Origin of the sequence: Marinobacter sp. (genome assembly GCF_048269445.1) — a bacterium.
In the GTDB taxonomy this organism is placed as follows: Bacteria; Pseudomonadota; Gammaproteobacteria; order Pseudomonadales; family Oleiphilaceae; genus Marinobacter.
Genome location: NZ_JBLXIQ010000001.1, coordinates 177,063 through 202,861, shown reverse-complemented (window position 1 = coordinate 202,861; position 25,799 = coordinate 177,063). Strand labels below are relative to the sequence as shown.

Below are 25,799 nucleotides of genomic sequence, written 5' to 3'. Positions count from 1 at the left end.
AGAAACCCCTGCGAGTGGCTGCCCCTTTCCCTAAAAGTATAAGTAAATCTTATTAAAAATGCGATATTTTTGATTATCCTTATTGCGTCAGGGGGGCTAGGCTTGGGTAATTACTTAAGGAGGACCCCATGCCAAAATCATACGCGCTTTACATCGGTGGAGAATGGGTCGAGGGCGCCCAGCCCGCCCTGCCCAATCACAACCCTTCAGACCTCAGCGAGATTATTGGCCACTATGATCAGGCCAGCCCCGAGCAGGTAAAGCAGGCTATTCAGGCCGCCGGAGCCGGTCAGAAGGTATGGGCCGAGTTGGGGTTGGAGGCGCGTTACAGCGTGTTGATGGCCATTGGCGATGAGCTGATTGCCCGTAAGGATGAACTGGGTGAGCTGTTGTCGAGGGAGGAAGGCAAGCCCCTGGCAGAGGGAAAGGGTGAGGTCTACCGCTCGGGTCAGTTCTTCCATTACTACGCGGCGGAAGTGTTGCGGCAGATTGACGACCGTGTCGCTTCCGTACGCCCGGGCGTTGAAATTGAAACCCGCCGTGACCCCCTTGGGGTTGTCGGTGTGATCAGCCCCTGGAACTTTCCGATGGCCACAGCGGTGTGGAAGATTGCACCGGCGCTGGCCTTTGGCAACGCTGTGATCTTCAAACCTGCGAATCTGGTGCCGGCCAGCGCCTGGGCGCTGACAGAAATTATCAGTCGCCAGAACCTGCCCGCCGGCACCTTCAATCTGGTGACTGGCAGCGGCCGTGAGGCAGGCGAAGCCCTGATAACCAGCCCCGAGGTGCAGGCCATTACCTTTACCGGCTCCCTTGAGGTCGGCCGCCGCGTGGCATCGGCCACGGCCGCCAATCTGGTCAAATGTCAGTTGGAGATGGGGTCGAAGAATGCCCTGATTGTGCTTGATGATGCGGATATTGATCTGGCGGTAGAGGCTGCCTTTGCAGGTGCCTACTCCGGATCCGGCCAGAAATGTACGGCGTCTTCCCGGCTGATTGTGATGGACGCTGTGCACGACGAGTTCGTCGAGAAGCTGACGGCAAAGCTGGCCACCGCAACGGTTGGCCCGGCCCTGTCCGAAAACACGGTGATCGGTCCGATTGCCAGTAAATCTCAGCTTGAGGCCAATCAGCGCTGGGTTGGCGTGGCCCTCGAGGAGGGCGCCACAATGGCGTTTGGCGGGGACCGGATCAACGCCGGAACCGATGGTTACTACATGCAGCCGGTGCTGTTTACGGACACCCGCAATGACATGGCCATTAACCGTGACGAAGTGTTCGGACCCGTGGCCTGTGTGATCCGGGTTCCGGACTACGAAACCGCTCTGGCTACCCTGAACGATACCAATTACGGGCTCACTGCTGGCCTGATTACCCGTTCCCTGCAACGCGCCTCCCACTTCAAGGCCCGGGCCGAGACCGGTTGCGTGATGGTGAATCTGGCCACTGCCGGTACCGATTACCACGTACCGTTCGGCGGACGTAAGGACTCCAGTTTCGGGCCTCGGGAGCAGGGTCAGTATGCCCGGGAGTTCTACACGGTGATCAAAACCTGTTACACCAAGGCCTGAGGTCTGCTGCCATGTCAAAGTCTGTGTTAACTATTGATGGCCTGCAGTATTCCAACTGGTCGCGAGCCATTTTTGAGCAGATGCGCGAGGGGGGGGTTGATGCGGTGCATGCCACGCTCGTGTACCACGAAAATTGTCGTGAAACTCTGTTGCGTTTCGGTGAGTGGCAGCGTCGTTTCGAGGAACATTCTGATCTGATCATGCCGGTGTTTGAAGCCAGCGATATCGAACTGGCCCGGGAGACCAACCGGGTCGGCATTTTCTTCGGCGCCCAGAATTGTTCGCCCATTGAGGACGATATCGACCTGGTGGCCATCATGCGTCGGTTGGGGTTGCTGATCATGCAGCTGACCTACAATAACCAGAGTCTGCTGGCCTGTGGCTGCTACGAAGCTGAAGACAGCGGTATTACCCGGTTCGGCCGGGAGGCGATCCGGGAGATGAACCGGGTCGGGATGCTGATCGATATGTCCCACAGCGCGGAGCGTTCGACGCTGGAGGCAATTGAGCTGTCAGAGCGGCCGGTCATCATCTCCCATGCAAATCCTGCCAGCTTTCATCCTGCAAAGCGCAACAAATCCGATACGGTGTTGCGTGCGATTGCCGAAAGCGGTGGCATTCTCGGCTTTTCAGTATATCCGTTTCACCTGAAGAACGGGCCTGACTGCACGCTGGATGAATTCTGCGGCATGGTGGCCGATACCGCCGAGCTGATGGGGATTGACCACATCGGAATGGGCACGGATCTGTGCCAGGGCCAGCCCGAATCCGTGCTCACCTGGATGCGAAATGGCCGGTGGAGCAAGGCCATGGATTATGGCGAAGGCAGTGCCGTAAATGCCGGATGGCCTGCTCCGCTAGCCTGGTTCAGCGATAACCGGCACTTCCCGAATATCGCCGACGGGCTCCGGCAGAAAGGATTTAATCAGGAAGAAGTAGAGAAGATCATGGGCCGAAACTGGCTCAGGCAATTGACCGAGGGCACGCGGCCGGTTTCTGACACCGCGTTCTGAGTAAACACTGTTCCAAAAACAACAACAGGTAAGCGTCATGACCAACTCAGCCAGCTCCATAGCTATCCCGGCAACGGGTGTAAAACGCTTCGGCGACCCGATTGTCCTGGTTCTGAGCGTAGGTTTTATCCTGCTCTTTCTTGGCCTGTCACTCTACGACATTGAGTGGACGGCCGGGCTGATCAGCAACGGCTTTGCATGGACCGCCAAGTACCTTGGCTCGTATTTCCAGCTTCTGCTGCTGCTCACGTTTCTGATCGGTATGGGCGTGGCCATCTCGCCGGCGGGATCCGCCAAGGTGGGTAACATGGACACGCCGGAGCTGAGCACATTCAAGTGGCTGTCCATCATCATGTGCACGCTCCTGGCGGGCGGCGGCGTCTTCTTTGCGGCCGGTGAGCCCGTCTATCATTTCGTCGTCACGCCGCCGGTCTTTGACACCGAGGCGGGCACGGCCGAGGCGGTTGCTCCTGCCCTGGCCCAATCCTTCATGCACTGGGGCTTTCTGGCCTGGGCAATCCTTGGAACCCTGTCTGCCATTGTGCTGGCCCACGCCCATTATGTGAAAGGGCAGCCCTTGCAGCCGCGGACCCTGCTTTACCCGGTCTTTGGTGACCGTGTGATGAAGGGCGGGTTTGGAGCCTGTGTCGATGCCGCCTGCGTTATCGCCGTTGTGGCGGGAACGGTCGGGCCCATTGGGTTTCTCGCCACCCAGGTCAGTTTTGGCCTGCATGACCTGTTCGGGGTAGCCGAAGGTTATGGCACCCAGTTGATTATCCTGGCGGTGCTCGCCGGAGTTTATGTGACCTCTGCCATGACCGGCATTCACCGGGGTATCCAGCTGTTAAGTCGCTTCAATGTGTTTCTCGCCCTAGCGATCGCGGCTGTCATCTTCGTGTTCGGCCCGACACTGTTCCTGACCAATGCCTACACCCAGGGATTCGGTGAATACATCAGTTCGTTCTTCGCCATGGCCACGGTGACGTCCGGCACTGCCGAAGGCTGGTGGATGCAATGGTGGACCGTGTTCTTCTTTGCCTGGTTCCTCGGCTATGGTCCCCTGATGGCCATCTTTGTTGCCCGGATTTCCCGCGGGCGCACCATTCGCCAGATGATCCTGGCGGTTGGTGTGATGGCGCCGATTGCGACAACCATCTGGTTCACGCTCCTCGGCGGCTCCGGCATTTTCTATCAGCTCACCGGGGTGATCGACCTCGCTGAGGCACTCAACAACTTCCAGTTCGACGTGGCCACGCTCACAATCGCCAAAGCGCTACCGGGCGGCGCCATGATGGCGTTGGCGATCCTGGTACTGACCACTATTTTTGTGGCGACCACCGGCGATTCGATGAGTTACGCCATCGCTGTGGTCAGCGTGGGCCATGACGAACCAGAGCCGATTGTGCGGGCCTTCTGGGGTGTGGCTATGGCGCTGATGGCGGCTGTACTGCTATACATGGGCGCAGGCCAGATCAGTGCGCTGCAGCAGTTTATTGTGATCACCGCGATACCAGTTTCGCTGATTCTTTTGCCATCGCTGTACATTGGCCCCAAATCGGCCTACGCCATGGCCCGGGAGCAGGGCATCGTGCCGCCGATTGGAGAAGTCGCACTGGTTGGTGAAACGACCGGTTCTGCCGATAGGGCAGGAGGCTGAAGCATGGTATCCCAGTTGGACGTCAAGCCTGAGTTGCAACTCCGTCCGGCAGACCGGGTGATGAACCTGGTCCGGCTCGGGAGCCTTCACGCCAGTCGCCTGAGCTTTTCCCGCAGCCTGGTTCGCCAGATGGCCCGTGAGGACTGGACCGTCACCTGGGTACGTTTCGATCTTGATGATCAGGGCCACGGGGTTGCTATCTACCGCTTGAGTACACCGAACCACACCTATCACGGCGTGGTGTTCTCGCAGCATCTGGCCCCGGAGCGCCGATCTGACCGGGTGATCGCCGAAGCCTGGGATGTCACCTTCGCGCTGGTGGAAGGGGAAGTGGAAGACAGCCTGTTGGAACAGATGGCGGCCAACGTGCCCTTGCAGGAGGCTGGCCGCCAGCATCCAAGGCTGCTGGTGCTCTCGCGGGCCAACAAAAGCCTCAGAAACTTCAGCCACTTTGTCGAGGCACTGGCGTCCGGGCGCCAGCCGGACCCCGCCTGGCTGACCCGGGTGGGGTATCTTTACCGGACCACGGCGGTCTATGGAAATGGCAAGTTTGGCATTGCTGATTACGCCCGCCTGCAAAACAACCCGGATTTCAATCGCCCCTTCTCGGCACAGATGTTTGCGGTTTACCTGTTGCGCCACTTTTCGGTTCAACAGGTGGAGCATCTCGCCCAGCGCCGCTCGCCGGACCGGGCAGTGGGCCTGCATCCGTCGCTGCAGCGTTATCTGGGGATCGGGAATTCCACGGGCCTTGGCATGGCCCCCTTTCTGATCAATCATCCGCAACTGATCCAGCAATGGGTGTATTGCCGGGAACGAGCCCTGGCGTATGCCCGTGAACAGTTGCCCGGTGAAGTCAGCCGACAGGAACTTCTGACCCTGCTCAGGCGGGCTCACCGGCACTTTTCGGAAACGGTCACGGAGGATGCCGAGCAGACCCGGCGCAACGAGGCCACGGTGGCGTCCATTGAAGCGGTTGTTGAATGGCTGGAAAGGACCCCGGCCTCACCCGGCCTCTGGAACGATCTACTGGCGTGGGCCGACGAGCAATGTTCGCTGGAGGCACAGGAGCTGATCAATACTCTGCTGATCGAGCTGTATCCGGATCTGATTGATGCGGTGGAAGATGAGCTTGGCTGCGAGGAAATACTGGAGCTGCAGCCGGAAATGCGGGCCGCCACCCTGAAGCAGGAAATAGAAACCCGATTTGCCTGGGCTCTGGACTACGACCCAAAAAATCCGGAGCACCAGTACTGGTTCTGGTACCGGTCCGTGGAAAAGGAAGAACCGAGGCTGGGCATTCGCTCCGCAGAACCCGGGGCTGAGAAAGAGATGCCCCTGGCAATCGGCCCCCGGATTTATCGAACGCACCAGTTGCTGGACGCGTTTCTCGATCGCGCGCCCCGCGGCTCGGTGGTGGAGTTCCTGATGGCCCATCCCCGCCAGAAGGAATGTGTCCGGCGAATCCAGACCATGGCTGAAACCCCTTACGGTGAAATTCAGGCCAATCTCTGGCACCAGGACATGAAACCCATGCACCTGCTGCGCACCAAGCTGTCGTTTTTCGGTGCCAGCCGGTTTGATCCCAAATCGGACCGCTGGGTCCGCGTGACCCTGTTTCAGGGGGCACCTCTGTTTTGCGAACTCTTCAGTGACCACGGCGCCGACAAGTCGCGTCTGGCAGAGCTGGACGACTGGAGTTTTCCCGTGGAACCAGATCTGGAAGCGATATGAAAGTCTCCTTCAATGAACTCCAGGGCATTGGCCGCAAAGCCTTTATCGGGATCGGGTTTGCCGAGGGTGATGCGATCGATGCTGCCGAAATGGTGGCCTGGATGGAAGCCCATGGTCTCGGAGGCGTGGAAGCGCTGAAAAAAGGTCTGCGTTTTCTGCTGGCCGAGGATCAAAACGAGTCGCCGACCCTGATCTATCAGGATGCTGACTTCAGTGTGCTGGATGCCCACAATCACAGCATTCTCGGCAACGCCAGCCTCGCTGTTGAACTGGGCTACGCGCGAGCCCGGGCAAGGGGACTGTCAGTCACCAAAATCCGCCACTGCCACAACCGAATCCTGATCATTGGTTATCTGTCCCGGCTGGCCCGCCGGGGGATGAACGTTACCGCTTTCTGGCGCAATGCCCATGACCCCCTCACCGAACTGGTGGTCGGGTTCAAGGCCGGCCACCCGGTACCCGAGATCTGCTTATACAGCCTGGACAATACACCGGATGATACCGAGAAGAACGACGGCATTACCTTGATCATGGCCAATCATGTTGACCTGCTGCCAAGCCTGCGCTCCGAGTATGCACTGACCAACCTGATGCGTCAGACCGAAGAGGATCTCGAAAGACAGAGAGACCGGGCGCTGGTCGAGGGTATGGATGTAGACGACGAGCTCTGGCACAACCTCAAATCCCTGGCTGATAGGCTGCTTGTGGAAGCAACGGATGCTTCCCGCAGCGGTGCTGGAGCTGCCACCCGAGATAACGACTGAACAGAGAATCAATAATGACCGGACAAACCATGATCACCCCGATAGCAACCGAACTGCCCCGCTCGAAAGCCCCATTGGAATGGGCGGTGAGTGCTAACGGCATCCTCTTCACCGCCCAGATTCCGATTGACGCCAGTGGCCAGGTCGTTACCGGCGGTATCGAAGCCCAGGCCCGGCAGACCATGGAGAACCTGAAACATACCCTCGAGTGCGCCGGAGGCGGGATGTCCAGCCTGGCCCAGGCGCTGATCTATGTGACCGACCGGGACCATCTCGGTGTGGTGAACCACGTCTACGCGGAGTATGTCAAAGCGCCTTATCCCAATCGGGCGGCGATTATTGTCTCGGGCTTTGCGCGGGAAGAAATGCTGGTGGAGATTGTGGCTTATGCTGCTGCCTAACGTTTTCGTAAGCAACCTTCCTTGATGTCGGCCACAGGTTTGTGGAGGATGAGGTCTTAAATTCAATGGATTTGAAAGCGAGGTCGATCATGTCCCTGAAAGACGAACTGATCCGGAAAGCCGAAGCCCAGCTGGAAGCCTGGGAAAAAGAAGCGGATGCTCTGGAGGCTGAAGCAGAAGCCAAGGAGTCTGAAGCGCAGAACCAGAAAGCCAGTGCCGACATTCAGCAGAGTGCCTCTGACACCCTGCGTTCGGTGCAGGACAAAATCTCGGACGGCCGTAAAAAACTCGATGAGATCAAGCAGAGCAGCGAGGACAACGTAGAGTCTGTCCGCTCAAAGCTGGCGGATCTGGTTGGGCCCTCCGATAAGCGTTAGCGCCTGACTATCCATGTACCGGGTTGGTTGTCCCTAAGCCAGACAGATCCGGTAACGGATAACACCCGCATCCTCTTCCCGGATCCACTCAATCCGATGACCGGTAATCTCGCAAAGTGCCTGAAGGTCCCGGCGGCCGCTGGGGTCATCGGCCAGAAAGTCCACCCGGGTGCCGCTTGGCAGCCCATGAGTCCGTTTTTTAAAGCGCAATATGGGAAGAGGGCACACCAGACCGACGGCGTCGATCTGGTGTACCTCCTGGAACGCCTCTGACTGATCAGTCAAGGCGCACACTCTCAGTGCTGGTCTGCTCGGCTGCGGACCAGCCGAACTGGTTCAATGCGACCGGGGCGAGAGCGGCAATCACCAGGGCGGCAACGAATGCGGCAATCATGACCTTCACGATGACTCTCCTTTGCCTTGTTTGGCTTGAACCTCATCCACCCAGAGATCGTGGTGTTGGCGGGCCCATTCCAGATCAACTTGTCCGTTACCCATGGCATCGAACGCGCCTTCCATGCCGACTGTGCCGATGTAGATATGGGCGATGATGGCTACCATCATTACGAACGCCACAATCGAGTGCCAGATGTTGGCGTATTGCATCTCTTCATGGGGAGCAAGTTCCGTCGGGAAACTGGTGCCCAGGACGCTGTTGATCACACCAAAGGTGTCCGCAAACATCGGCATCTGGAACGGGAACAACAGCGACAGGCCTGACAGGGAAACAGAGACGCCCAGGATCATCACCGTCCAGAAAATGATCTTCTGGCCGGCGTTGAATTTTTTGGCCGAAGGGTGACCCTTGGTAAAGATGCCGCCGCCCGCCTTGAGCCACTGCCAGTCCAGCTTGTTGGGGATGTTGTGGGCCACCCACATGACAAACGTCATCACCAGACCCAACATGAAGGCCCAGGCCACATTGTTGTGCAGCCATTTTGAGCCAGCCGCCAGTGTTGCGAACGCTTCGGGACCCATTACGGGGATCAGGAAGCTGCGCCCCATCAGAGTGATCAGTCCGGTCAGTGCCAGGGCGATAAACGACCCGGCCAACAGCCAGTGGCCAAAGCGTTCGATGGCTTTGAAGCGTTCAATTGTGGTGCCCGCTGGACCGCCCTCAATCCTGATTCTGCCACGAATGAAGTAGAACACTGCCAACAGTGCGATGAAGCCGAGAAGCGCAAGGCCGCCGTAGGTGATTACCGGCCCCTCGCGCAGCTTGTACCAGGGCACGCCTCCGTCCTGAATCAGAACTTCCGCGGCAGGCCCCCTGACTTGAGTGGTGGGATCTATCTCGTTGTAGCGAATGGCGCGCCAGGCCTCGGAGTCGGAAACCCCGCCCAGGGTGCCCAGGGGAGCCGAAATCGGCGGGGCATCTTCCGGGTTACCGATATTTTCCGAGCGGAAGCTGTCGTTCACTTCCAGCTGCTGCTGGCGGCGCAGAATATCTTCGAGGGTCTGGGCACCCCCTGTCGACGTTCGATCAACCGTCGGCGTCTCTTGTGCCCAGACAGGGGTAACCAGCAGGGTCGCCAGTGCAAGGACGGCGGCACCCAATATTTTATAATTCATCAGAGCACTCCAGCGGAATGAACAAAAAGAATACGTTGCCTCAATCAATTCCGGGGCCCGAGGGCCCCGGAACAGTTGGCTGGGCTTAAGCGCCCTTCTTCTCGTAAGCTGTGCCCCATCCCCAGGCGCCGGAACCGAAACCACGGTTCACCACGCGCTGGCGATAGATGTCCGCCACCTCGTTGCCGTCACCGGCCAACAGGGCTTTGGTTGAGCACATTTCCGCGCAGATCGGCAGTTTGCCCTCGGCAATACGGTTGCGACCGTACTTCGAAAACTCAGCTGTCGAGTTGTCTTCCTCAGGACCGCCTGCACAGAATGTGCATTTGTCCATCTTGCCCCGGCTGCCGAAGTTGCCCGCTTGCGGGAACTGGGGCGCGCCGAAGGGGCAAGCATAGAAGCAGTACCCACAACCGATGCACAGATCCTTGGAATGCAACACGATGCCGTCTTCGGTCTGGTAGAAGCAGTCCACCGGACAGACGGCCATACAGGGCGCGTCTGAACAGTGCATGCAGGCTACCGAGATCGAACGTTCGCCAGGTTTACCATCTTCGATGGTGACCACGCGCCGACGGTTTATGCCCCAGGGGACCTCGTGTTCGTTCTTACAGGCCGTTACGCAAGCATTACATTCGATGCAGCGTTCGGCGTCGCAAAGGAATTTTGCTCGTGCTTGTCCTTCAAGTGCCATGGTCTACACCTCTTGTTATGCTGGCATAATCGAACACAGGGTGGCTTTGGTCTCTTGCATCTGCGTGACCGAGTCATACCCGTATGTTTGAACAACGTTTGTGGATTCACCCAGGACATAAGGGTCGGAGCCTTTGGGATACTTGTCCCTCAGAGACTTACCCTCCAGGTGCCCGCCGAAGTGGAATGGCATGAAGGCTACGCCTTCTCCGACACGCTCCGTCACCATGGCCTTGACTTTGATGCGCCCGCCTTCCGGGCCGGCAACCCAAACGTCGTTGCCGTCACGGATGTTCAGGTTGTTCGCGTCGCGCGGGTTCACCTCGATGAACATGTCTTGCTGCAGTTCCGCCAGCCAGGGGTTCGAACGGGTCTCGTCACCACCACCTTCGTACTCGACCAGACGGCCTGAGGTCAGAATGATGGGGAAGTCCTTACTGAAGTCCTTCTTCTGAATGGACTCGTACAGGGTCGGGACACGCCAGAAGGTCTTGTCCTCATAGGTCGGATAATCTTTGACCAGGTCGCGACGATTGGTGTAAAGCGGCTCACGATGCAGCGGCACCGGATCCGGGAAGTTCCAGACCACAGTCCGCGCCTTGGCGTTGCCGAAGGGTGCACATTCGTGCTTGATGGCAACACGCTGGATGCCACCGGACAGGTCGGTCTTCCAGTTGGTCTCGGGACCGGCCACCGCGTCAATGCTGGCACGTTCTTCGGCCGTCAGGTCACCATCCCAGCCCAGATCCATCAGCATCTGCATGGTGAACTCGGGGTAGCCGTCCTTGATCTCCGAGTTTTTCGAGTAAACGCCTTCCGCCAACAGGTTTTCACCATTGCGTTCGACACCAAAGCGGGCACGGAAGGTGAGGCCACCTTCGGACACGGGCAACGACATATCATACAGGTTGGGGGTTCCCGGGTGATTCATCTCCGGAGTACCCCAGGATGGCCAGGGGAGGCCATAGATATCGCCGTCGCAGGGGCCACCCACGGCTCGCAGCGTGGTCTTGTCGAAGTGATGCTGGTACTGCATGTGTTTCTTGAGGCGCTCAGGGGACTGACCGGTATAGCCGATGGTCCACATGCCGCGGTTGAATTCGCGGGTAATGTCCTCAATCGATGGCTCATCGCCTTCAATGGCGATGTTGCGGAACATGCGATCGGTGAAGCCGAACTTGTCCGCAAACAGCTTCATGATCTCGTGGTCGACTTTGGAATCGAACAGCGGCTCAACCACCTTTTCACGCCACTGGAGCGACCGGTTCGACGCGGTTACTGAACCATAAGTCTCGAACTGGGTGGTTGTTGGCAGTAGGTAGGCGCCTTCTTTGCGATCGTGCAGCACAGCTGAAACGGTCGGGAAAGGGTCAACTACCACCAGCAGGTCCAGTTTCTCCATGGCCTCTTTCATTTCGAGCATACGGGTCTGGGAGTTGGGCGCGTGGCCCCACAGCACCATGGCCCGTGTGTTGTCCGGCTGCTCGAGGTTTTCCTTGGCTTCCAGCACACCGTCAATCCAGCGGGATACGGGAATGCCCTTCTCGTTCATCATGGCTTTGGACTTGCCATTCTTGTCCCATACGGCAAAGCGGCCCTTGAGCCAATCCAGATCCTCTTCCCAGACGCGTGCCCAGTGGGCCCAGGAGCCAGCCGCCAGACCGTAGTAGCCAGGCAGGGTGTCTGCGAGGACCCCGAGGTCGGTGGCGCCCTGTACGTTATCGTGGCCACGGAAGATGTTGGTGCCGCCGCCGGCAACACCCATGTTGCCCAGCGCGAGCTGCAGGATGCAGTAAGCCCGGGTGTTGTTGTTGCCATTGGTGTGCTGGGTACCACCCATGCACCAGATCACCGTACCCGGACGGTTATTGGCCAGGGTGCGGGCAACGCGCTCAAGCTGGGCGCCCGGTGCACCAGTGACCCGCTCAACCTCTTCCGGATTCCAGCGCTTCACCTCATTACGGATCTCGTCCATTCCCCACACCCGGGTGCGGATAAACTCCTTGTCTTCCCAGCTGTTTTCAAAGATGTGCCAGAGAATGCCCCAGACCAAGGCCACGTCTGAACCCGGCCGGAAGCGTACAAACTCATCGGCATGGGCGGCGGTGCGCGTGAAACGCGGATCGCAAACAATGAGCGGCGCGTTGTTTTCTTCCTTGGCTTTCAGAATGTGTAGCAGCGACACCGGGTGCGCTTCGGCGGGGTTGCCCCCGATCAGGAAGATCGCCTTGGAGTTGTGGATGTCGTTGTACGAGTTGGTCATCGCACCGTAGCCCCAGGTGTTGGCTACGCCGGCGACGGTTGTCGAGTGACAGATCCGGGCCTGATGATCGACGTTGTTGGTACCCCAGTAGGCCGCAAACTTGCGGAACAGGTAGGATTGCTCGTTGTTGAACTTGGCGCTGCCCAGCCAGTACACCGAATCGGGGCCGCTCTCCTCGCGGATCTGCAGCATCTTGTCGCCGATCTCGTTGATCGCCTGATCCCAGGGAATCTTCTGCCACTGACCGTTGACCATTTTCATGGGGGACTTCAGACGACGCTCGCCGTGGGCATGCTCGCGTACGGAGGCGCCTTTGGCGCAGTGTGCACCCATATTGAAGGGGCTGTCCCAGCCGGGCTCCTGGCCGGTCCATACGCCATTCTGGACTTCGGCTTCGACAGTGCAGCCGACCGAGCAGTGTGTGCAGACCGATTTTTTCACCACGACTTCGCCACCACCGGTGGATGGAGTCGCAGCTTCAACCCTGCCTGACGTCAGTGACAACGCCGCCAAACCACCCACTGCGACACCGGAGGTTGTCAGGAACTGACGACGGTCCAGAGTCTTGGCAGCGAGAGATGAAAGCAAAGAACCTGCACGGGGGCCTTTCGCAACCCCGTTGGTTTTCTTCCTTAACATGTCTCATACCTCTCTCATTTTTATTCTCGTTCTACCTGGAGGTGTGGTCATCCAAGAGCGTCACGCAACCTTGAATGATTCACGCTTCCTCAAAAGCGAGCTGATTCGAAATACTTACGTGTATGTTCAGTGTCACGCAGTCCGCGGCTTTTTGGCGCGTCTGGTTTGACGACCTCGGCTGCGGCGTTCGGAGCAACCGCCATTGCAACGGCAGCCGGAGCTGCGGCTGCGGCCATTTGCAAGAAACGGCGGCGGCTGTTATCACGCTTCGGGTTGTCCATAGGACACCTCTTCCTGGGTTAAGGGATCATTCTGATCCCGGTTACTGAATTGCAAAGGCATCAGCCTCTATGGTCATGAAAGCCCGCCCCAGCGAGCCCACAGGTGCATAGAAAATGGCGCTTTGCGCTTCTTCCAAATCGGTAAAAAACAGAGCCGCCCACTTTGCCAAGTGTGCGTCAAAAAAGGCTTTTTGCGAGGGTAGGCCACTGTCACAGGGAAATTCGCCGGTAATGATGCCGGCCATGATTTCACACAGCGTACCGATGTGATCTTCGGGTTCCTTGACGTCGCTACGGGCTTTGATGCCCCGGGTCATCAAATCGGTGCGCAATTCTGCAAGGGGCTTCTCGTTCAGAAAACCGGTGAGGTAATAACTGGCGTAGGGCAGTAGTTCGCCACGGCCGAGACCTACAAACAGGTTGTTGTATTCCCGCTCGGCATCATGGGAGTTGGTGCGTTCGGCAAGGGTTGCCAGATTCTTCGAGGCTGCACCCAGAGGGGTCTCATCACCCTGCAGGGACGCCAGACCTTTCAGTAGCTCAATGGAAGGTGGTCCAGCGAGCAATACCCCTAGCAATTGGTAGATCTGAGCCCGGGCACGATCTTCCTCAGTGATCGAACGCGGGCATTCGATTTCCGCAGTGTTAGCCACTTCGTGTTCCTTTTAATTATTATTTGCGGTCTGTCACATTATTCTAGTACACAAATCAGAATAGTGGCGCAACCGGGCGTGCATTCGCTAATAGCTGAATTGAATTCAGTTAATAGTCAAAACGCATTCTGGGACGGAACCGGGGTGTGTGGTCCTCATTCGATTGTTCTGGTTCGTGTTCAAAACGGCGGGCTACAACGGGGTCTGCTGGATCAGAAGCCGCGTCGGTTTCAGGTAGCTCAACCATTTGTGGGGGGGGTGTCACCTCCGGGGGTCTGACCGTATCCGGAATGCCGGCGCGCTCTGCAGCCTGGCCCTCAATCTGCCCCTGGTCCTTTCTGGTTTTATCAATCAGACCCTGGCCCACCTTGTAGAGGGTCTTTGCCCCTTTTACCGTGGCACCTGCGTCCGTGAAATCTTCGTCGTAGTCATTCAGGCCATCCAGAACCGCCAGAACCGGGTTGGATTTCCAAAGCCCCCGCAGAGCCTTGCGACGCAGGAACTCGGGAATCTCTTTGCGCATGAATCCGGTAATGTCAGTACCCAACTCGATGTTTTCCGGGTCAGGCAAACCGTATTTCGCAAGCAACTCCTGTTCAGGCAATGCCTCATTGATGGCAAGCTCCTGCTCTTCCGATGTCGGTTCCGGGTCAACAATCGGCGGTGGGGACTGCTCTGTTTGTTTGCCGGCTTCGGCTTTTTTGCGCGCCCAGCGCTGCAGACGTGATTCGGCCATCACTGGATTCTCGGCTTTTTGATGTTCGCGGGAGCGCGGAAAACGTCGCTTTGCTGACGTATGCGGGGATCGCCTTTGGCGTCCTCGATACCGTCGACACGGATCTCGTCACGACGGCGTTTCTTGAAAGGCTCTTCGATGTAGTGCTTGTCGATGAACTCTTTGATCCAGGCGGCGAGGGACTCGGGAATGGGAACCGCTTCGACAATGCTCTCGCCACTGTCCAGAGCATCCAGCGCCTCGTGGGCACTGGCGGTAATGGTGCTGACAACCCACCCGGATGGCGACTGGCGGGTTATATCTCTGTCCATGATGATCCAGATGGAGGGAACGGCCATATTCAGAGATACCAGGTAACCTTCAACATCGGCGCGGAACAGCTCCATCGTGACGGTCCCCGCGTGATAGTCGACCACCTCGCCCTCGCGAACCATCTCTCGCCAGAAGGCTTCGGGTGCTCCCGGGATCACGGCAACGGGCTTCCAGATATTCGTCTCCCAGCGAGTTACCCCCGGTGACCGGCGAACGACAGCGCCAACCTTTAACTCCCGTCTCCAATCTTCTGTCCGACTACTCATGGTCACTCTCTTTGTTGTTATAGCTTAAAACTAGCACCGCTCAAACGATTATCCAATTGTCCAAAAGTAAATGGCTGTGGCATGCTCGAAAAGCGATTCAGATTCGTATACGTATAAAAACAACGAAAGAGTCAAACTCCTGATGACGGCATACAAGACCCTACTGTTATGTACCTGTGACAAATCACAGTCTTTCAATCCCGAGGCGCTGAAAAAGGCCGCGGCGGCAGAGCAGGTGATCGCGGTCGATCAGCTGTGCGGCAAGGAAATGAGCATTGCTGCCGAGCATCTGGGCGGCAGTAACGATGTGCTCATTGCCTGCGGTCAGCAATCCGCCCTGTTCGATCGCCTCGCCGAGGACGTATACGCTGAGATTCAGCACTCCGCGCCACTTCAGACCATTGATATCCGGGATCGCGCGGGCTGGAGTGCCCCGAACGCGAAGCCGGAGCGGCTGCACGCCAAACAGGCAGCCCTGATTGCCGCAGCTCAGCTACCGGCGCCAATCGCTCCGGCAAAAACCATCCAGTCCAACGGCGTTTGCTGCATTGTCGGTCCCACCGAGAAGGCGATAGGGATGGCGGAGCTGGTGCAGGACGAGCTGGGCGTCACCTGCATTGTTAATGATGCCGGCCCCATCCAGCTGCCCTCCGCTGCTTACGACGTGGCCAAAGGCCAGCTAACGGGCGCCTACGGCGCGCTTGGCAATTTCAAGCTGGAATTTGCCCACTTGCAACCCCTGCATCCGGCCGGTCGCGGTGAGCTGGGTTATGAGGCAGCAAAGCCCACCGCCCGCAGTGAGTGCGATGTGTTTATCGACCTCCGCGGCGGCGCCCCGGCATTTCCGAGCCATGAGAAGCGCAACGGTTACTTCTGGGCCGACCCGAAGAAGACCGGTGAGCTGGAGCGTATTGCCCTAACCGCCCGGGAGCTGGTTGGTGAGTTCGAGAAAACCGTGTATTTCAGGTTGGAAGAATCCTTGTGTGCCCATTCCCGGGCCAGCCAGACCGGCTGTACCCGGTGTCTCGATGTCTGCCCCACGGAGGCCATTTTTTCCTTCGGGGATCACGTACAGATTGATTCGGATATTTGCGCCGGGTGCGGATCCTGTGCGGCGGTTTGCCCGACGTCAGCCGTGACCATGAACGAAACCCCGTTCGAGGCGCTGACCAAGGCCGTGGAGGTAATGGCCAGAGTCTATCGGGAGCATACGAACGAGTCCCCGCGTCTGGTTTTTCATACATTGAAAGAGGGTGGTGAAGCCATTGCCAACCTGGCCCGCTACGATAATGGTCTCGCGGATGATCTGATTCCGATGGGTCTGGAGCATGTGGACCGGGTCGGACATGCGGAGATCATGGCAGCCTTTGGAGCGGGCTATGCCGAAGTTCTGATTCTGGCAGACAATGAGATCGACCGCCGGGCGGTGACTGCTGAAGTTGAGCTGGCCCAGGCCATGCTCAAAGGCACCCATAACTCGCCGAGCCGGGTTCGGGTTATTTCCGCCATCGAACTGTGCAGTGCTGGTGACAATGCCGGGCGGGTGAGTGAACCGGTGTTGCTGGTCGGCGGGCGCCGGGATATCACACGGGTGACCGTTGCCGCCATGTCAGACAAGATTGAAGCACCCATTCCTCTGCCCGCGGGTGCGCCTTATGGTGCGATAGAAATCGATTCCGATAAATGCACTCTCTGTCTGGCCTGCGTGTCGCTTTGCCCGACCGGCGCGCTCGGTGATCATCCGGATCGACCAGAAGTCCAGTTCACTGAAAACGCCTGCGTCCAGTGCGGGGTCTGCGACAGCACCTGTCCGGAGACCGCCATCACGCTGAAGCCCCAGTTGGATGTGTCCAAGGCCGCACTGAGCGCCCGGGCATTACACGGTGAAGAGCCTTTCGAGTGCGTCAAATGCGGCACTCCGTTTGGCGTTGCGAGCACCATTAACCGAATTGTTGAAAAACTGGAAAACCAGCACTGGATGTACAAGAACTCCGATAACGTTCAGCTCATCAAGATGTGTGACGATTGTCGGGTCAAGGCCCAGTTCCATGGCAGCACGGCGCCCATGGCTGGTGGAGATCGACCCCGGGTCCGCACCAGTGACGACTATCTGGACAGCTAAAACAACAGGACACACCATGGTTGAGTACACCGAAGTAGGAACAAAGCCGAACCTGATCGGCACCGATGCCCCTCGTCCTCAGGACAAGAACCCCAGAGGCGTTGATCGCATCATCGCCATCGCCTCGGGCAAGGGCGGCGTGGGCAAGTCCACTGTGTCGTCCAATCTGGCCGTTGCGATGGCCTCGAAAGGGCTAAAGGTCGGCCTGCTGGACGCCGACGTCTATGGCCCGAGCCAGCCCCGCATGCTGGGTGTTTCTGGTCGTCCGTCCAGTCCGGACGGAAATACCATCCTGCCTCTGAGGAATCACGGCGTAACGCTGATGTCCCTGGGTCTGATGGCGCCCGAGGATGAGGCCATCGTGTGGCGCGGACCTATGCTGATGGGCGCCCTGCAACAGATGATGAATCAGGTCGAGTGGGGCAGGCTGGATGTGTTATTGGTGGATCTGCCACCTGGCACCGGCGACGTACAGATGACCCTGAGCCAGAAATTCTTCGTAGCCGGCGCGGTGGTGGTTTCCACGCCCCAGGACATTGCCCTGATGGACGCGCGCAAAGGCATCGACATGTTCAAGCGGATGGACGTGCCATTGTTCGGCCTGATTGAAAACATGGCGTCGTTTGTCTGCGACGGTTGCGGCAAGGAACATCATCCGTTCGGACACGGCGGCGCCCGGGCCGAGGCCGAAAAGCTGGGCGCGCCCTTCCTGGGTGAGATACCGCTGGACCTGGATATCCGGATCGGTTCCGACGGGGGCGTCCCGATTGTGGTGTCAAAGCCGGATAGCCCGCAGTCACAGGCGTTCCAGCGCATTGCGGATGAAATTATTGCCTCTGACATATACACCCGGGCCGTCCAATGATCGAGTCACCCCAGTTCCCGCCCCTGCTCACGGGCGAAGTGGTGCCGAGGCACACGGATCCGTTCGATAAAGCGGTCAGCCGGGCCATCGCGGGTGTCGATTCGGGCACCGTGTTCTACTCCGAGTCGGGCGACACCTTGCGTGCGGCCCTGGTGCTGGCGCCGGAAACACCCCTGGAAGAAGCCATTCAGGCGGTCTATGTCGTGCAGATAGGCCTGGCCGAGAGTCTGGGTGCATTGGCCCCGCCGGAAGTGCCGGTACAATTTGAATGGCCTGATCGCATCAAGGTCAACGGGGCGCTCTGTGGCGCGGTTCGCTTTGCCGCGGATGTGTCAGACCCCAAGGCGCATCCCAACTGGCTGGTCATTGGCATTGAGGTGCCTTTCATCCCGATAACTGACCAGCCGGGAGAAAATCCGGACGAGACCTGTCTGTACGAGGAAGGCTGCGTTGAGATCTCGCCCATGGCTTTGCTGGAAAGCTGGTCCAAGCACACGCTGTTGTGGCTGACCTACTTTTTGGACAGTGGCTTTGAACGGGTACACAACGAATGGCGACCCCGCTGTGACACTCTGGGCAAGATGATCGAACGGCCCAGGCCGGGCATCTTTGTCGGGCTGGATGAAAAGGGCCGGATGCTGTTGCGTCAGGATGTTATGACCGAGACGGTGAGTTTAATCGAATTTGCGGAGCATGTATGAAGCTGGCCCGAACCCTGCAACTGGACATATCCGACGAAAACGTTTTTGAAAAACCCGCGCCCAGCGGCGAGTGGGCGATATCCGGTGGCTTCGAGTTTTCCAACTGGACCGAAGGCGACCTGAAGGGAAAAGCCCGCCAGGCGTTCAGTAACGGCTGGTACAGTATTGAATCTGGCGGGCGTGCCAGTTTCGTGGGTGTGTGTGATATCACGGAGCCTGAACTGGAGCAGGTGCGCAGGACTCTCGCACAGACGTTTGTTGACCATTACGGCGCGCCGGATATCGATGCGGCCTACCCGGTTGCCTGTGAAGAAATCGACCAGATGCGCGGTATGTGCGAGGACTTTGAGGACAACACGCTGTTGATGGTCAGCCGCACGATGACAGAGTTAGGTGTTGAGGAAACCTACCGCTCCCGGGCCCCGCAAGATGCCTCGCTGGAGGCCTTTGCCGTCCACGGCAGCGTCGAGTGATTACAGCCCGAAGCTGCCGTAGGGAATAAACCGAACGGGGCTTCCCGGCTCGATCTTCTGCTCGCTCTCATCGAGCTCCACCAATCCCTCAGACCAGGCCAGACCGGTGACCCGCCCCGAGCCTTCGGAGCCGAAGACCTCGACCTTTCCATCCCGGACCCGGGCGCGCAACATCTCGCTGCGCCCCGGCTTCTTGTTTTTCGAGAAATTAGCGGGCATGACATAACCCTGAGGTTCGAACCACTCCGCCCCTGCCAACAGCGCCATCGCCGGGGCGGCAAACCGCAGCGTACAGACCCAGGCTGCCACCGGATTGCCTGGCAAACCCACCACCGGCGTCCCCTGGAACATGGCCAGGGCCAGAGGCCGCCCCGGTTTGATCGCAATGCGCCAATTGCTGATCTCACCATGGGCTTTCAGGGTTTTCGAAACATGATCCTCGTCTCCCGCTGAAATACCACCGCTGGTCAGGATCAAGTCGCACTGCTCAGCGCCGCGCTCCAAAACCGCTTTGACGTCGTCGGCCCGGTCAAGCACATGGCCTAGATCCACCAGTTTGTAGCCGAGTTGCGCCACCAGAGCGCTCAGCATCGGGCGGTTGGCGTCATAGATCTGCCAGTCGGTGACCTTCGAACCAACAGGCTTCACCTCATCACCGGTCGACAGAACCCCAACCCGTAGCCGCTGAAAGATGTCCACCGATTCGACACCCACGCTGGCAAGCACTGAAATCTGGGTAGGGGTCAGGCGGGTACCCGCAGTGAGGATCCTGTCCTGTGCTTTGATGTCCTCACCGGCCTTGCGCAAGTTGGCCCCTGCTTTTAACGTGCCGTGCAAATGCAGTTGACCATCCCGGACTTCGCAGTCCTCTTCGAGGACCACCGTATCCGTGCCAGCTGGAATTACCGCGCCGGTCAGAATCCGGATCGCATGGCCTTCGGGCACACGCCCCAGGTACGGCTCCCCCGCGGCGCTTCGGCCATCAATCAGAGGCAGGGCACAGGGCACGTCCGTTAGCGGTCCGGCAAAGGCATAGCCATCGACCGCGGAGTTGTTACTTGGGGGATGAGCGCGCGGTGCATAAACGTCGCTTGCCAGGATCCGGCCATTTACCTTTGCCAGCGGAACGGCACGTTCCACACCCACCACGGGGTGCAAGCGTGAGCGTAAGCGCTCCAGTGCCTCCTCCACCGGCGTCCAGTTCACTCCCGGGGGCAGCGCAAAACAGTCGTTTTGAAGCGGATTCATGGCCCTTCCGTTCCTGGGTGTTCGAGGTTAAGAATAAAGTCGGCGATTCCGGGTACATCGTTCACATCGAAAACGGGGCCCGAGAACTCCGCTGCGTAATCCGCCGCCACAGCAATGATGCTGGGGTCTTCCGAATAGAGCGGTGTTCGCGAGCTCGCCTGCCTGTGTACTTCGATCTTGGCATGCGAATGGGTCTTGAACCCCTCCACCACGACCCAGTCGCAGGGGCCCAATCGGGCCAGCAATTCATCCAGCGTCGGCTCGCTGGCGCCCCGGAGCTCGTGCATGATGGCGAAACGCTGACCGCCTGCGAGGATGACCTCACGGGCACCGGCATCACGGTGTTTGTAGCTGTCGGTCCCAGGCTGATCCACATCCACCATGTGGTGGGCATGTTTGATCGAGTTGACGGTTAACCCCCGGCTCGATAACTCTCGAATCAATGCGCTGGCCAGAGTCGTTTTTCCCGAATTTTTCCAGCCCACGATACCTATAACGTTCACTTAAGATGCTGCTCCGCCCAGGCCAGGTCTTCCGGCGTATTAATGTTGAAAAAATCGTCCTCACCGAAAATCACCAGTGTTTCCCCCTGGGCTTGCGTCCACTGGCGTATCTTGCGCACGCCATCGTTCAGGGCGGCGCGCAGTTCGTGCCGCAACCCGACCTTCCAACGGCCAAAGGTGGGTTGGGGCACCCGGCCGCGTTCGGGGTCAGGGGTCGCCGCCAGCACCACGGGAGTATCGTATTCCGACAATCGTTCGACCAGATCCAGAGGGAACGACGGGGTATCGGCAGCGACGCTGATCAGCCATTCGTGGCCCTGCTCCGCGGCCCAATCCATTCCGGCGAGTACACCCGCCAGCGGGCCTGGAAAATCACCGATAGAATCGGCCACCACGGGCAAACCCAAATCATCAAACCGGCTCAAATCTCCATTGGCATTCAACACCACGGCGTCCACCTGCGGCGTGATCCGATCGATGACACGTTGGATCAAGGACTGGTCGCCCAGCATCAGTCGCCCTTTGTCACCACCGCCCATCCGGTTTGCCTGGCCGCCCGCCAGAATGACTGCACATTCAGTCATGCCGTGCCTCCATCAATCATGCTGAGCGCCTTTGCGACGCTGCTTTTTGTCTTCATCCGGTACCTGTGACAGGTCCTGATCAAACACCAGGCGGTGCTGGCCACTGAGACAGGTAAATTTTTTGCCTCGCATCCGTCCGATCAGGGTCAACCCCACCTGCCGGGCAATGTCGACGCCCCAGGCGGTGAAGCCGGACCGACTGATCAGGGTTGGAATGCCCATCAGGGACGTCTTGATCACCATTTCGGAGGTCAGGCGCCCGGTGGTGTAGAGGACTTTGTCGGCCGCCGGGATGTTGTTCTGGTGCATCCAGCCGGCGATCTTGTCGACCGCATTGTGGCGCCCGACATCTTCCATGTAGGCCAGGATTTTCCGGCCCTGGCACAGGGCAGTTCCGTGAATGGCGCCGGTTTCCATGTACAGGCTGGGGGTGTGGTTGATCTGGTAGGAGAGATCGTAGAAGGTGCTGGTATGTACCGGCGTATCCGGCAGCGACAGGCCTTCCAGTCCCGCCATCATGTCGCCGAAAACCGTGCCTACGGCGCAGCCGGACGTTCGGGTTTTCTTTTCCAGCTTGTGCTCGACATCGGTAACGCCCACTGTGCGCACCACCGCCACTTCCAGTTCTTCGTCGTAGTCAATGCCGGTGATCTGATCGGTGTCTTTGAGCATGCCCTGGTTCAGCAGGAAGCCGAGGGCCAGGTACTCAGGGTGATCGCCAATGGTCATGGCGGTGACGATCTCCTGGCTGTTCAGGTAGATGGTCAGGGGGCGTTCCTCGATCACACTGATCGATTTTCCCTGTCCGGTTTCATCGACGCCTTCTACTGCTCGGGACAGTCGAGGATCGTCTGGATCGGGAAGAATGGGGTCAATCGTCATGTTGTTACAGCCGTTTCAGGGACACCGCAGAGTGGTTTATTTACGGAGACTGCCAGAGATTAGCCTATTTGGCACCCGGGAAAAACAGCTGCTTTGCACCAATAAAAAACCCCTGCTTTGCTGGGGTTTTTTATTGGCCGGGGAAAAGGCCTATGCAAGTGGCCCTTTATCCATAATAGCTACTTCGCGTTGGGGAAAAACAATTGTTGTCCGTCCACCTTGAAGTCGGCAATCGCCTGTTGACCCTCCTTGGAAAGCAGCCAATTGTGCCACTGCTCGGCCATATCGTGCTTGAGGTGCGGATGCTTCTCTTTGGAGAGAAGCAGGCTACCGTACTGGTTGAACAGCACGTTGTCGCCTTCGAAGAGCAGCTTCAGGTTCTGACGGTTTCCAAAGGCCACCCAGGTGGCGCGATCCGACATCACGTACGCATCCATGGCGGCAGCGGTATTGAGCGTTGGTCCCATGCCGCTGCCAAGTTCGCGGTACCAGTCGCCGTCGGGTTCGACGCCAGCGTTTTGCCAGAGGCGCAACTCGGCGCGATTGGTGCCACTGTCGTCGCCACGTGATGCGAAGGGCGCTTCGGCATGGGCGATAGCCGCGAATGCTTCGGCGGCACTTTGCGCTTCACTGATATTGGCAGGATCCTCTGCAGGGCCAATCAACACGAAGTCGTTGTACATGACATCGGCTCGCTCGCTGGCGAAGCCGTTTTCGACGAAGTGCTGCTCACCGGCGGTATCATGCACCAGAAGGCTGTCGGCGTCGCCGCGGCGGGCGATTTCAAACGCCTGCCCGGTGCCCACGGCCACTACCCGAACCTCAATACCGGTGGCACCTTCAAACTTCGGTAAAATAAAGTCGAACAACCCCGAGTTCTCGGTGGAGGTGGTCGAGGCCAGGGTGATGTGGTTATCGGCGGAAGCTTTGAGTGCCAGGCCCAGACTGGTTACACCTGCGAGTACGAGGGTTAACGCTTTTTTCATCGTGTTTTCTCCTGTCGTGGATTAAAACCGAGCTACTCGACCAGTTCTCCGGCAATAAACGCCTGCGCCTCTCGCGAGACGGGCATATCAAAGAAGGCTTCAGCAGTGGTGTGTTCTCGTACTTTTCCGCCGGAGAGAAACAGGACATCCCCGGCGAGCCGCCTGGCCTGATGCAGATCATGAGTGGTCATTACGATGCGAGTTCCCCGCTGATGAAACTCGCGTACCGCGGCCTCTACGGCTTTAATCGCCGCTGGGTCTAGCGCGGAGGTCGGTTCATCCAGAAACAGTACCTGAGGAGAAAGTACCCAGGCGCGTGCCAGGGCCAGGCGCTGCTGTTCGCCGCCAGAGAGCACGCGCGCGGGCGTGTGGGCGCAGGCGGAGAGACCAAAACGTTCAAGCGCATCAAACGCGAGCTTCGCACGAGTCTTTCGCGGCACGTTATTCACCGCCAGAGCGTGAATGAGGTTGGCCGCGGCTGAGCGTCGCAAAAGCACCGGTTGCTGGAACACCATCGCCTGGCGGGGCGGAACCTCACTCGACCAGGACACCCGCCCCTGAGTGGGCGAAAGCAAACCGTGAGCCAGTCGCAGCAGCAGACTTTTACCTGCCCCGTTAGGTCCCATGACCAGGGTAGGGCCGGTGCCCTCCAGGGCGAATGAGCACGGTCCCAGCAGTACCTTTCCCTGGTGGCAGAAGGCGACGTCATCAAAGCACAGCGCCGGTGGTGGACAAAGCGCGGACGAGGCGAGCAGTGGCGCGTTAAATGAGGTCATCCTACCCGCCTTCTGGTCAGCTCACCCATCAAATAGACGCCCGCATTAATCAGCATGACCAGTGTCAGCAGCACAATGCCCAGCCCCAGGGCCAGGGGCAGGTTGCCTTTACCGGTTTCGAGCACAATGGCAGTCGTCATTACCCGTGTGACCCCGTCAATGTTGCCGCCCACCATCATTACCGCGCCCACCTCGGCGCTGGCGCGGCCAAATCCGGCGAGCAGAATGGTCACTAGCGCAAAGCGGGCATCCCACAGCAAGGTGGGCATCATGCGTGAACGTGACATGCCCAATGAAACAAACTGCTCGCGGTACTCACCCAGAAGCTCTTCCACTTTTTGGCGCGAAAGCGCGGCCAGAATCGGCAACACCAGTACCACCTGCGCAATCACCATGGCACCTGGTGTAAACAGAAACCCCCACTCACCCAGCGGCCCGGAGCGCGAGAGCAGCAAATATACGATGAGCCCGGCTACCACCGGTGGCAGTCCCATCAGGGCATTGAGCACGACAATCATCCCGCCGCGCCCGGGGAAGCGCCACAGCGCAACCGCCGCTCCGAGGGGAAACCCCAGCACAGCCGCGATCAGCACTGCGAGGAGCGAAACCTGTAGCGAAAGCGCCACTATCTGAACTAGCGAAGCGTCCAGGTTTAACAGTAGCGAGAGCGCCACATAAAACGCATTATTTTCCACAGCTGCGTCTCCTTGATATTGAGCATCGTGGCGTTTTTGACTACGCTTTGCACAGCCTGCTGAAAAATATGCAGCCATAAACAGTCTTGTGCTTTTCAGGACAGCAGGAGAGACCGATGCCCCTTCCCGCTTATCTAACCACCGCAGAAGCTGCCGAGTATCTGCGCCTGAAAGAGCGCAAAGTCTACGATCTGGTCAGCCAGGGCGTTATTCCCTGTGTGCGGGTGACAGGAAAGCTATTGTTTCCGCGTCAGCGTATAGATCTGTGGCTGATGAACCACCTGGAGGGAGACGACGCCGTCAGCTCGCCGATTCCACCGGTCCTGGCGGGCAGCCAGGACCCGCTATTGGAGTGGGCCTTGAAGGAGAGCAGCGCGGAGTTGGCTTCGCTGTGTCAGGGCAGTGGCGATGGCGTACAAAGATTGGTCGACGGGCGGGCAATGCTCGCCGGGATGCATATCTGGCATGCTGAGACCCAGCGATACAATGACCCTGCCACGTTGGGCTTGAGCGGGATGCGCGATCTGGTCCTGATTCGATGGGCAAAGCGCCAGCAGGGGCTCCTTTTAGCCTCCGATAACCCTCATCGCCTGGCGCGACTTGAGGATATCGCCCGCCCCGGCATACGTATCGCCCATCGCCAGCCCGATGCCGGCGTCAGTCATTTGCTGCAGAGCTTGCTGGCTCGCCACCGTATCGATGCCGGGCAGCTTACTTGGGCCGCTCACCCGTCACTCAGCGAGGACGATCTGGCTTTGGCCATTTGCCAGGGCGAAGCGGACATCGGCGTCGGAATTGAAGCCGCAGCGCGGCGCCAGGGGCTGGCGTTTATTCCTCTGCAGCAGGAGCACTTTGACCTGGCCATGCGTCGGCGACATTATTTTGAGCCGGCCCTGCAGCGCCTGTTGGCGTTCGCTAGAAGCGAGCGCTTCGTTCAGCGCGCCGAAGTGCTTGGTGGTTACGACATCAGTGAACTGGGGAAAGTCGTTTATAACGCTTGAACCGAGCCAATAACAATAAACAGGCAAATCA

The 25,799-nt window shown here is 58.6% G+C and carries 28 protein-coding genes; 12 read left to right on the top strand and 16 right to left on the bottom strand.

Annotated elements, in window-relative coordinates; all coding sequences use genetic code 11:
• Positions 1 to 128 precede the first annotated feature (128 nt).
• The 7 genes from ACN0XM_RS00950 (at position 129) to ACN0XM_RS00920 (ending at position 7,517) form a co-directional block, all read left to right on the top strand.
• Positions 129 to 1,571, top strand: coding sequence for an aldehyde dehydrogenase family protein (locus ACN0XM_RS00950; RefSeq protein WP_417565039.1), 1,443 nt, complete (start codon positions 129 to 131; stop codon positions 1,569 to 1,571).
• Between the two features lie 11 nt (positions 1,572 to 1,582).
• Entirely contained in the window at positions 1,583 to 2,584 is a 1,002-nt protein-coding gene (locus ACN0XM_RS00945) for a membrane dipeptidase (protein WP_417565038.1), read from the top strand.
• Positions 2,585 to 2,621: 37 nt separating this feature from the next.
• Positions 2,622 to 4,241 (top strand): BCCT family transporter, encoded by a 1,620-nt coding sequence (locus tag ACN0XM_RS00940; protein WP_417565037.1) that lies wholly within the window; start codon positions 2,622 to 2,624, stop codon positions 4,239 to 4,241.
• 3 nt (positions 4,242 to 4,244) lie between these two features.
• Entirely contained in the window at positions 4,245 to 5,975 is a 1,731-nt protein-coding gene (locus ACN0XM_RS00935) for a hypothetical protein (RefSeq protein WP_417565036.1), read from the top strand.
• Complete coding sequence (locus ACN0XM_RS00930) at positions 5,972 to 6,739, top strand: DUF3726 domain-containing protein (protein ID WP_417565035.1); 768 nt, start codon at positions 5,972 to 5,974, stop codon at positions 6,737 to 6,739. The genes ACN0XM_RS00935 and ACN0XM_RS00930 overlap by 4 nt, the downstream gene beginning before the upstream one ends.
• Positions 6,740 to 6,753: 14 nt before the next feature.
• Entirely contained in the window at positions 6,754 to 7,140 is a 387-nt protein-coding gene (locus ACN0XM_RS00925; protein ID WP_417565034.1) for a RidA family protein, read from the top strand.
• A gap of 89 nt (positions 7,141 to 7,229) precedes the next feature.
• Positions 7,230 to 7,517, top strand: a complete 288-nt coding sequence (locus ACN0XM_RS00920) for a hypothetical protein (protein WP_417565033.1) — start codon at positions 7,230 to 7,232, stop codon at positions 7,515 to 7,517.
• 33 nt (positions 7,518 to 7,550) lie between these two features.
• Here ACN0XM_RS00920 and ACN0XM_RS00915 read toward each other — a convergent pair whose 3' ends face one another.
• From ACN0XM_RS00915 to ACN0XM_RS00875, 9 genes are all read right to left on the bottom strand, one after another.
• A complete protein-coding gene (locus ACN0XM_RS00915; RefSeq protein ID WP_417565032.1) occupies positions 7,551 to 7,811 on the bottom strand; it encodes a sulfurtransferase TusA family protein in 261 nt (86 codons plus the stop codon).
• Positions 7,795 to 7,920, bottom strand: coding sequence for a hypothetical protein (locus ACN0XM_RS00910; protein ID WP_417565515.1), 126 nt, complete (start codon positions 7,918 to 7,920; stop codon positions 7,795 to 7,797). The genes ACN0XM_RS00915 and ACN0XM_RS00910 overlap by 17 nt, the downstream gene beginning before the upstream one ends.
• Positions 7,917 to 9,089: a formate dehydrogenase subunit gamma gene (locus ACN0XM_RS00905; RefSeq protein ID WP_417565031.1), complete on the bottom strand. Its 1,173-nt coding sequence runs from the start codon at positions 9,087 to 9,089 to the stop codon at positions 7,917 to 7,919. The genes ACN0XM_RS00910 and ACN0XM_RS00905 overlap by 4 nt, the downstream gene beginning before the upstream one ends.
• A gap of 85 nt (positions 9,090 to 9,174) precedes the next feature.
• Positions 9,175 to 9,783 carry a formate dehydrogenase FDH3 subunit beta gene (fdh3B, locus tag ACN0XM_RS00900; protein ID WP_099617849.1) on the bottom strand — a complete coding sequence of 203 codons (609 nt, stop codon included), beginning with the start codon at positions 9,781 to 9,783 and terminating at the stop codon, positions 9,175 to 9,177.
• A gap of 15 nt (positions 9,784 to 9,798) precedes the next feature.
• Positions 9,799 to 12,684 carry a formate dehydrogenase subunit alpha gene (locus ACN0XM_RS00895; RefSeq protein WP_417565030.1) on the bottom strand — a complete coding sequence of 962 codons (2,886 nt, stop codon included), beginning with the start codon at positions 12,682 to 12,684 and terminating at the stop codon, positions 9,799 to 9,801.
• Between the two features lie 89 nt (positions 12,685 to 12,773).
• Positions 12,774 to 12,965, bottom strand: a complete 192-nt coding sequence (locus ACN0XM_RS00890; RefSeq protein WP_417565029.1) for a twin-arginine translocation signal domain-containing protein — start codon at positions 12,963 to 12,965, stop codon at positions 12,774 to 12,776.
• A gap of 41 nt (positions 12,966 to 13,006) precedes the next feature.
• Positions 13,007 to 13,618 carry a TorD/DmsD family molecular chaperone gene (locus ACN0XM_RS00885; RefSeq protein ID WP_417565028.1) on the bottom strand — a complete coding sequence of 204 codons (612 nt, stop codon included), beginning with the start codon at positions 13,616 to 13,618 and terminating at the stop codon, positions 13,007 to 13,009.
• A gap of 109 nt (positions 13,619 to 13,727) precedes the next feature.
• Entirely contained in the window at positions 13,728 to 14,354 is a 627-nt protein-coding gene (locus ACN0XM_RS00880) for a DUF3306 domain-containing protein (RefSeq protein WP_417565027.1), read from the bottom strand.
• Positions 14,354 to 14,932, bottom strand: a complete 579-nt coding sequence (locus ACN0XM_RS00875) for a DUF3305 domain-containing protein (protein WP_417565026.1) — start codon at positions 14,930 to 14,932, stop codon at positions 14,354 to 14,356. Before ACN0XM_RS00875 ends, ACN0XM_RS00880 begins: the two co-directional genes overlap by 1 nt.
• A gap of 142 nt (positions 14,933 to 15,074) precedes the next feature.
• Here ACN0XM_RS00875 and ACN0XM_RS00870 point away from each other — a divergent pair, with 142 nt between their 5' ends.
• From ACN0XM_RS00870 to ACN0XM_RS00855, 4 genes are read left to right on the top strand one after another with little or no spacing between them, the layout of a single operon-like run.
• On the top strand, positions 15,075 to 17,054 hold the full coding sequence (locus ACN0XM_RS00870) for a 4Fe-4S binding protein (RefSeq protein WP_417565025.1): 1,980 nt from the start codon (positions 15,075 to 15,077) through the stop codon (positions 17,052 to 17,054).
• Positions 17,055 to 17,070: 16 nt separating this feature from the next.
• Positions 17,071 to 17,919 carry an Mrp/NBP35 family ATP-binding protein gene (locus ACN0XM_RS00865; RefSeq protein ID WP_417565024.1) on the top strand — a complete coding sequence of 283 codons (849 nt, stop codon included), beginning with the start codon at positions 17,071 to 17,073 and terminating at the stop codon, positions 17,917 to 17,919.
• Positions 17,916 to 18,620 (top strand): biotin/lipoate--protein ligase family protein, encoded by a 705-nt coding sequence (locus ACN0XM_RS00860; RefSeq protein ID WP_417565023.1) that lies wholly within the window; start codon positions 17,916 to 17,918, stop codon positions 18,618 to 18,620. The genes ACN0XM_RS00865 and ACN0XM_RS00860 overlap by 4 nt, the downstream gene beginning before the upstream one ends.
• Entirely contained in the window at positions 18,617 to 19,093 is a 477-nt protein-coding gene (locus ACN0XM_RS00855) for a DUF6505 family protein (RefSeq protein WP_417565022.1), read from the top strand. The genes ACN0XM_RS00860 and ACN0XM_RS00855 overlap by 4 nt, the downstream gene beginning before the upstream one ends.
• Here the strand turns inward: ACN0XM_RS00855 and ACN0XM_RS00850 are convergent, their stop codons facing one another.
• From ACN0XM_RS00850 to ACN0XM_RS00820, 7 genes are all read right to left on the bottom strand, one after another.
• The gene (locus tag ACN0XM_RS00850) at positions 19,094 to 20,341 is read right to left on the bottom strand and encodes a molybdopterin-binding protein (protein WP_417565021.1); all 1,248 of its coding nucleotides are present in this window, start codon (positions 20,339 to 20,341) and stop codon (positions 19,094 to 19,096) included.
• Positions 20,338 to 20,844 (bottom strand): molybdopterin-guanine dinucleotide biosynthesis protein B, encoded by a 507-nt coding sequence (mobB, locus tag ACN0XM_RS00845; RefSeq protein WP_417565020.1) that lies wholly within the window; start codon positions 20,842 to 20,844, stop codon positions 20,338 to 20,340. The genes ACN0XM_RS00850 and mobB overlap by 4 nt, the downstream gene beginning before the upstream one ends.
• The gene (mobA, locus tag ACN0XM_RS00840; protein ID WP_417565019.1) at positions 20,841 to 21,428 is read right to left on the bottom strand and encodes a molybdenum cofactor guanylyltransferase MobA; all 588 of its coding nucleotides are present in this window, start codon (positions 21,426 to 21,428) and stop codon (positions 20,841 to 20,843) included. The genes mobB and mobA overlap by 4 nt, the downstream gene beginning before the upstream one ends.
• 12 nt (positions 21,429 to 21,440) lie before the next feature.
• Positions 21,441 to 22,310: a formate dehydrogenase accessory sulfurtransferase FdhD gene (locus ACN0XM_RS00835; RefSeq protein WP_417565018.1), complete on the bottom strand. Its 870-nt coding sequence runs from the start codon at positions 22,308 to 22,310 to the stop codon at positions 21,441 to 21,443.
• 179 nt (positions 22,311 to 22,489) lie between these two features.
• Positions 22,490 to 23,296 carry a substrate-binding domain-containing protein gene (locus ACN0XM_RS00830; RefSeq protein WP_417565017.1) on the bottom strand — a complete coding sequence of 269 codons (807 nt, stop codon included), beginning with the start codon at positions 23,294 to 23,296 and terminating at the stop codon, positions 22,490 to 22,492.
• 32 nt (positions 23,297 to 23,328) lie between these two features.
• On the bottom strand, positions 23,329 to 24,072 hold the full coding sequence (locus ACN0XM_RS00825) for an ATP-binding cassette domain-containing protein (RefSeq protein WP_417565016.1): 744 nt from the start codon (positions 24,070 to 24,072) through the stop codon (positions 23,329 to 23,331).
• Positions 24,069 to 24,767, bottom strand: coding sequence for an ABC transporter permease (locus tag ACN0XM_RS00820; RefSeq protein ID WP_417565015.1), 699 nt, complete (start codon positions 24,765 to 24,767; stop codon positions 24,069 to 24,071). Before ACN0XM_RS00820 ends, ACN0XM_RS00825 begins: the two co-directional genes overlap by 4 nt.
• Before the next feature lie 116 nt (positions 24,768 to 24,883).
• Here ACN0XM_RS00820 and ACN0XM_RS00815 point away from each other — a divergent pair, with 116 nt between their 5' ends.
• On the top strand, positions 24,884 to 25,768 hold the full coding sequence (locus tag ACN0XM_RS00815) for a substrate-binding domain-containing protein (protein WP_417565014.1): 885 nt from the start codon (positions 24,884 to 24,886) through the stop codon (positions 25,766 to 25,768).
• Positions 25,769 to 25,799: the final 31 nt, after the last annotated feature.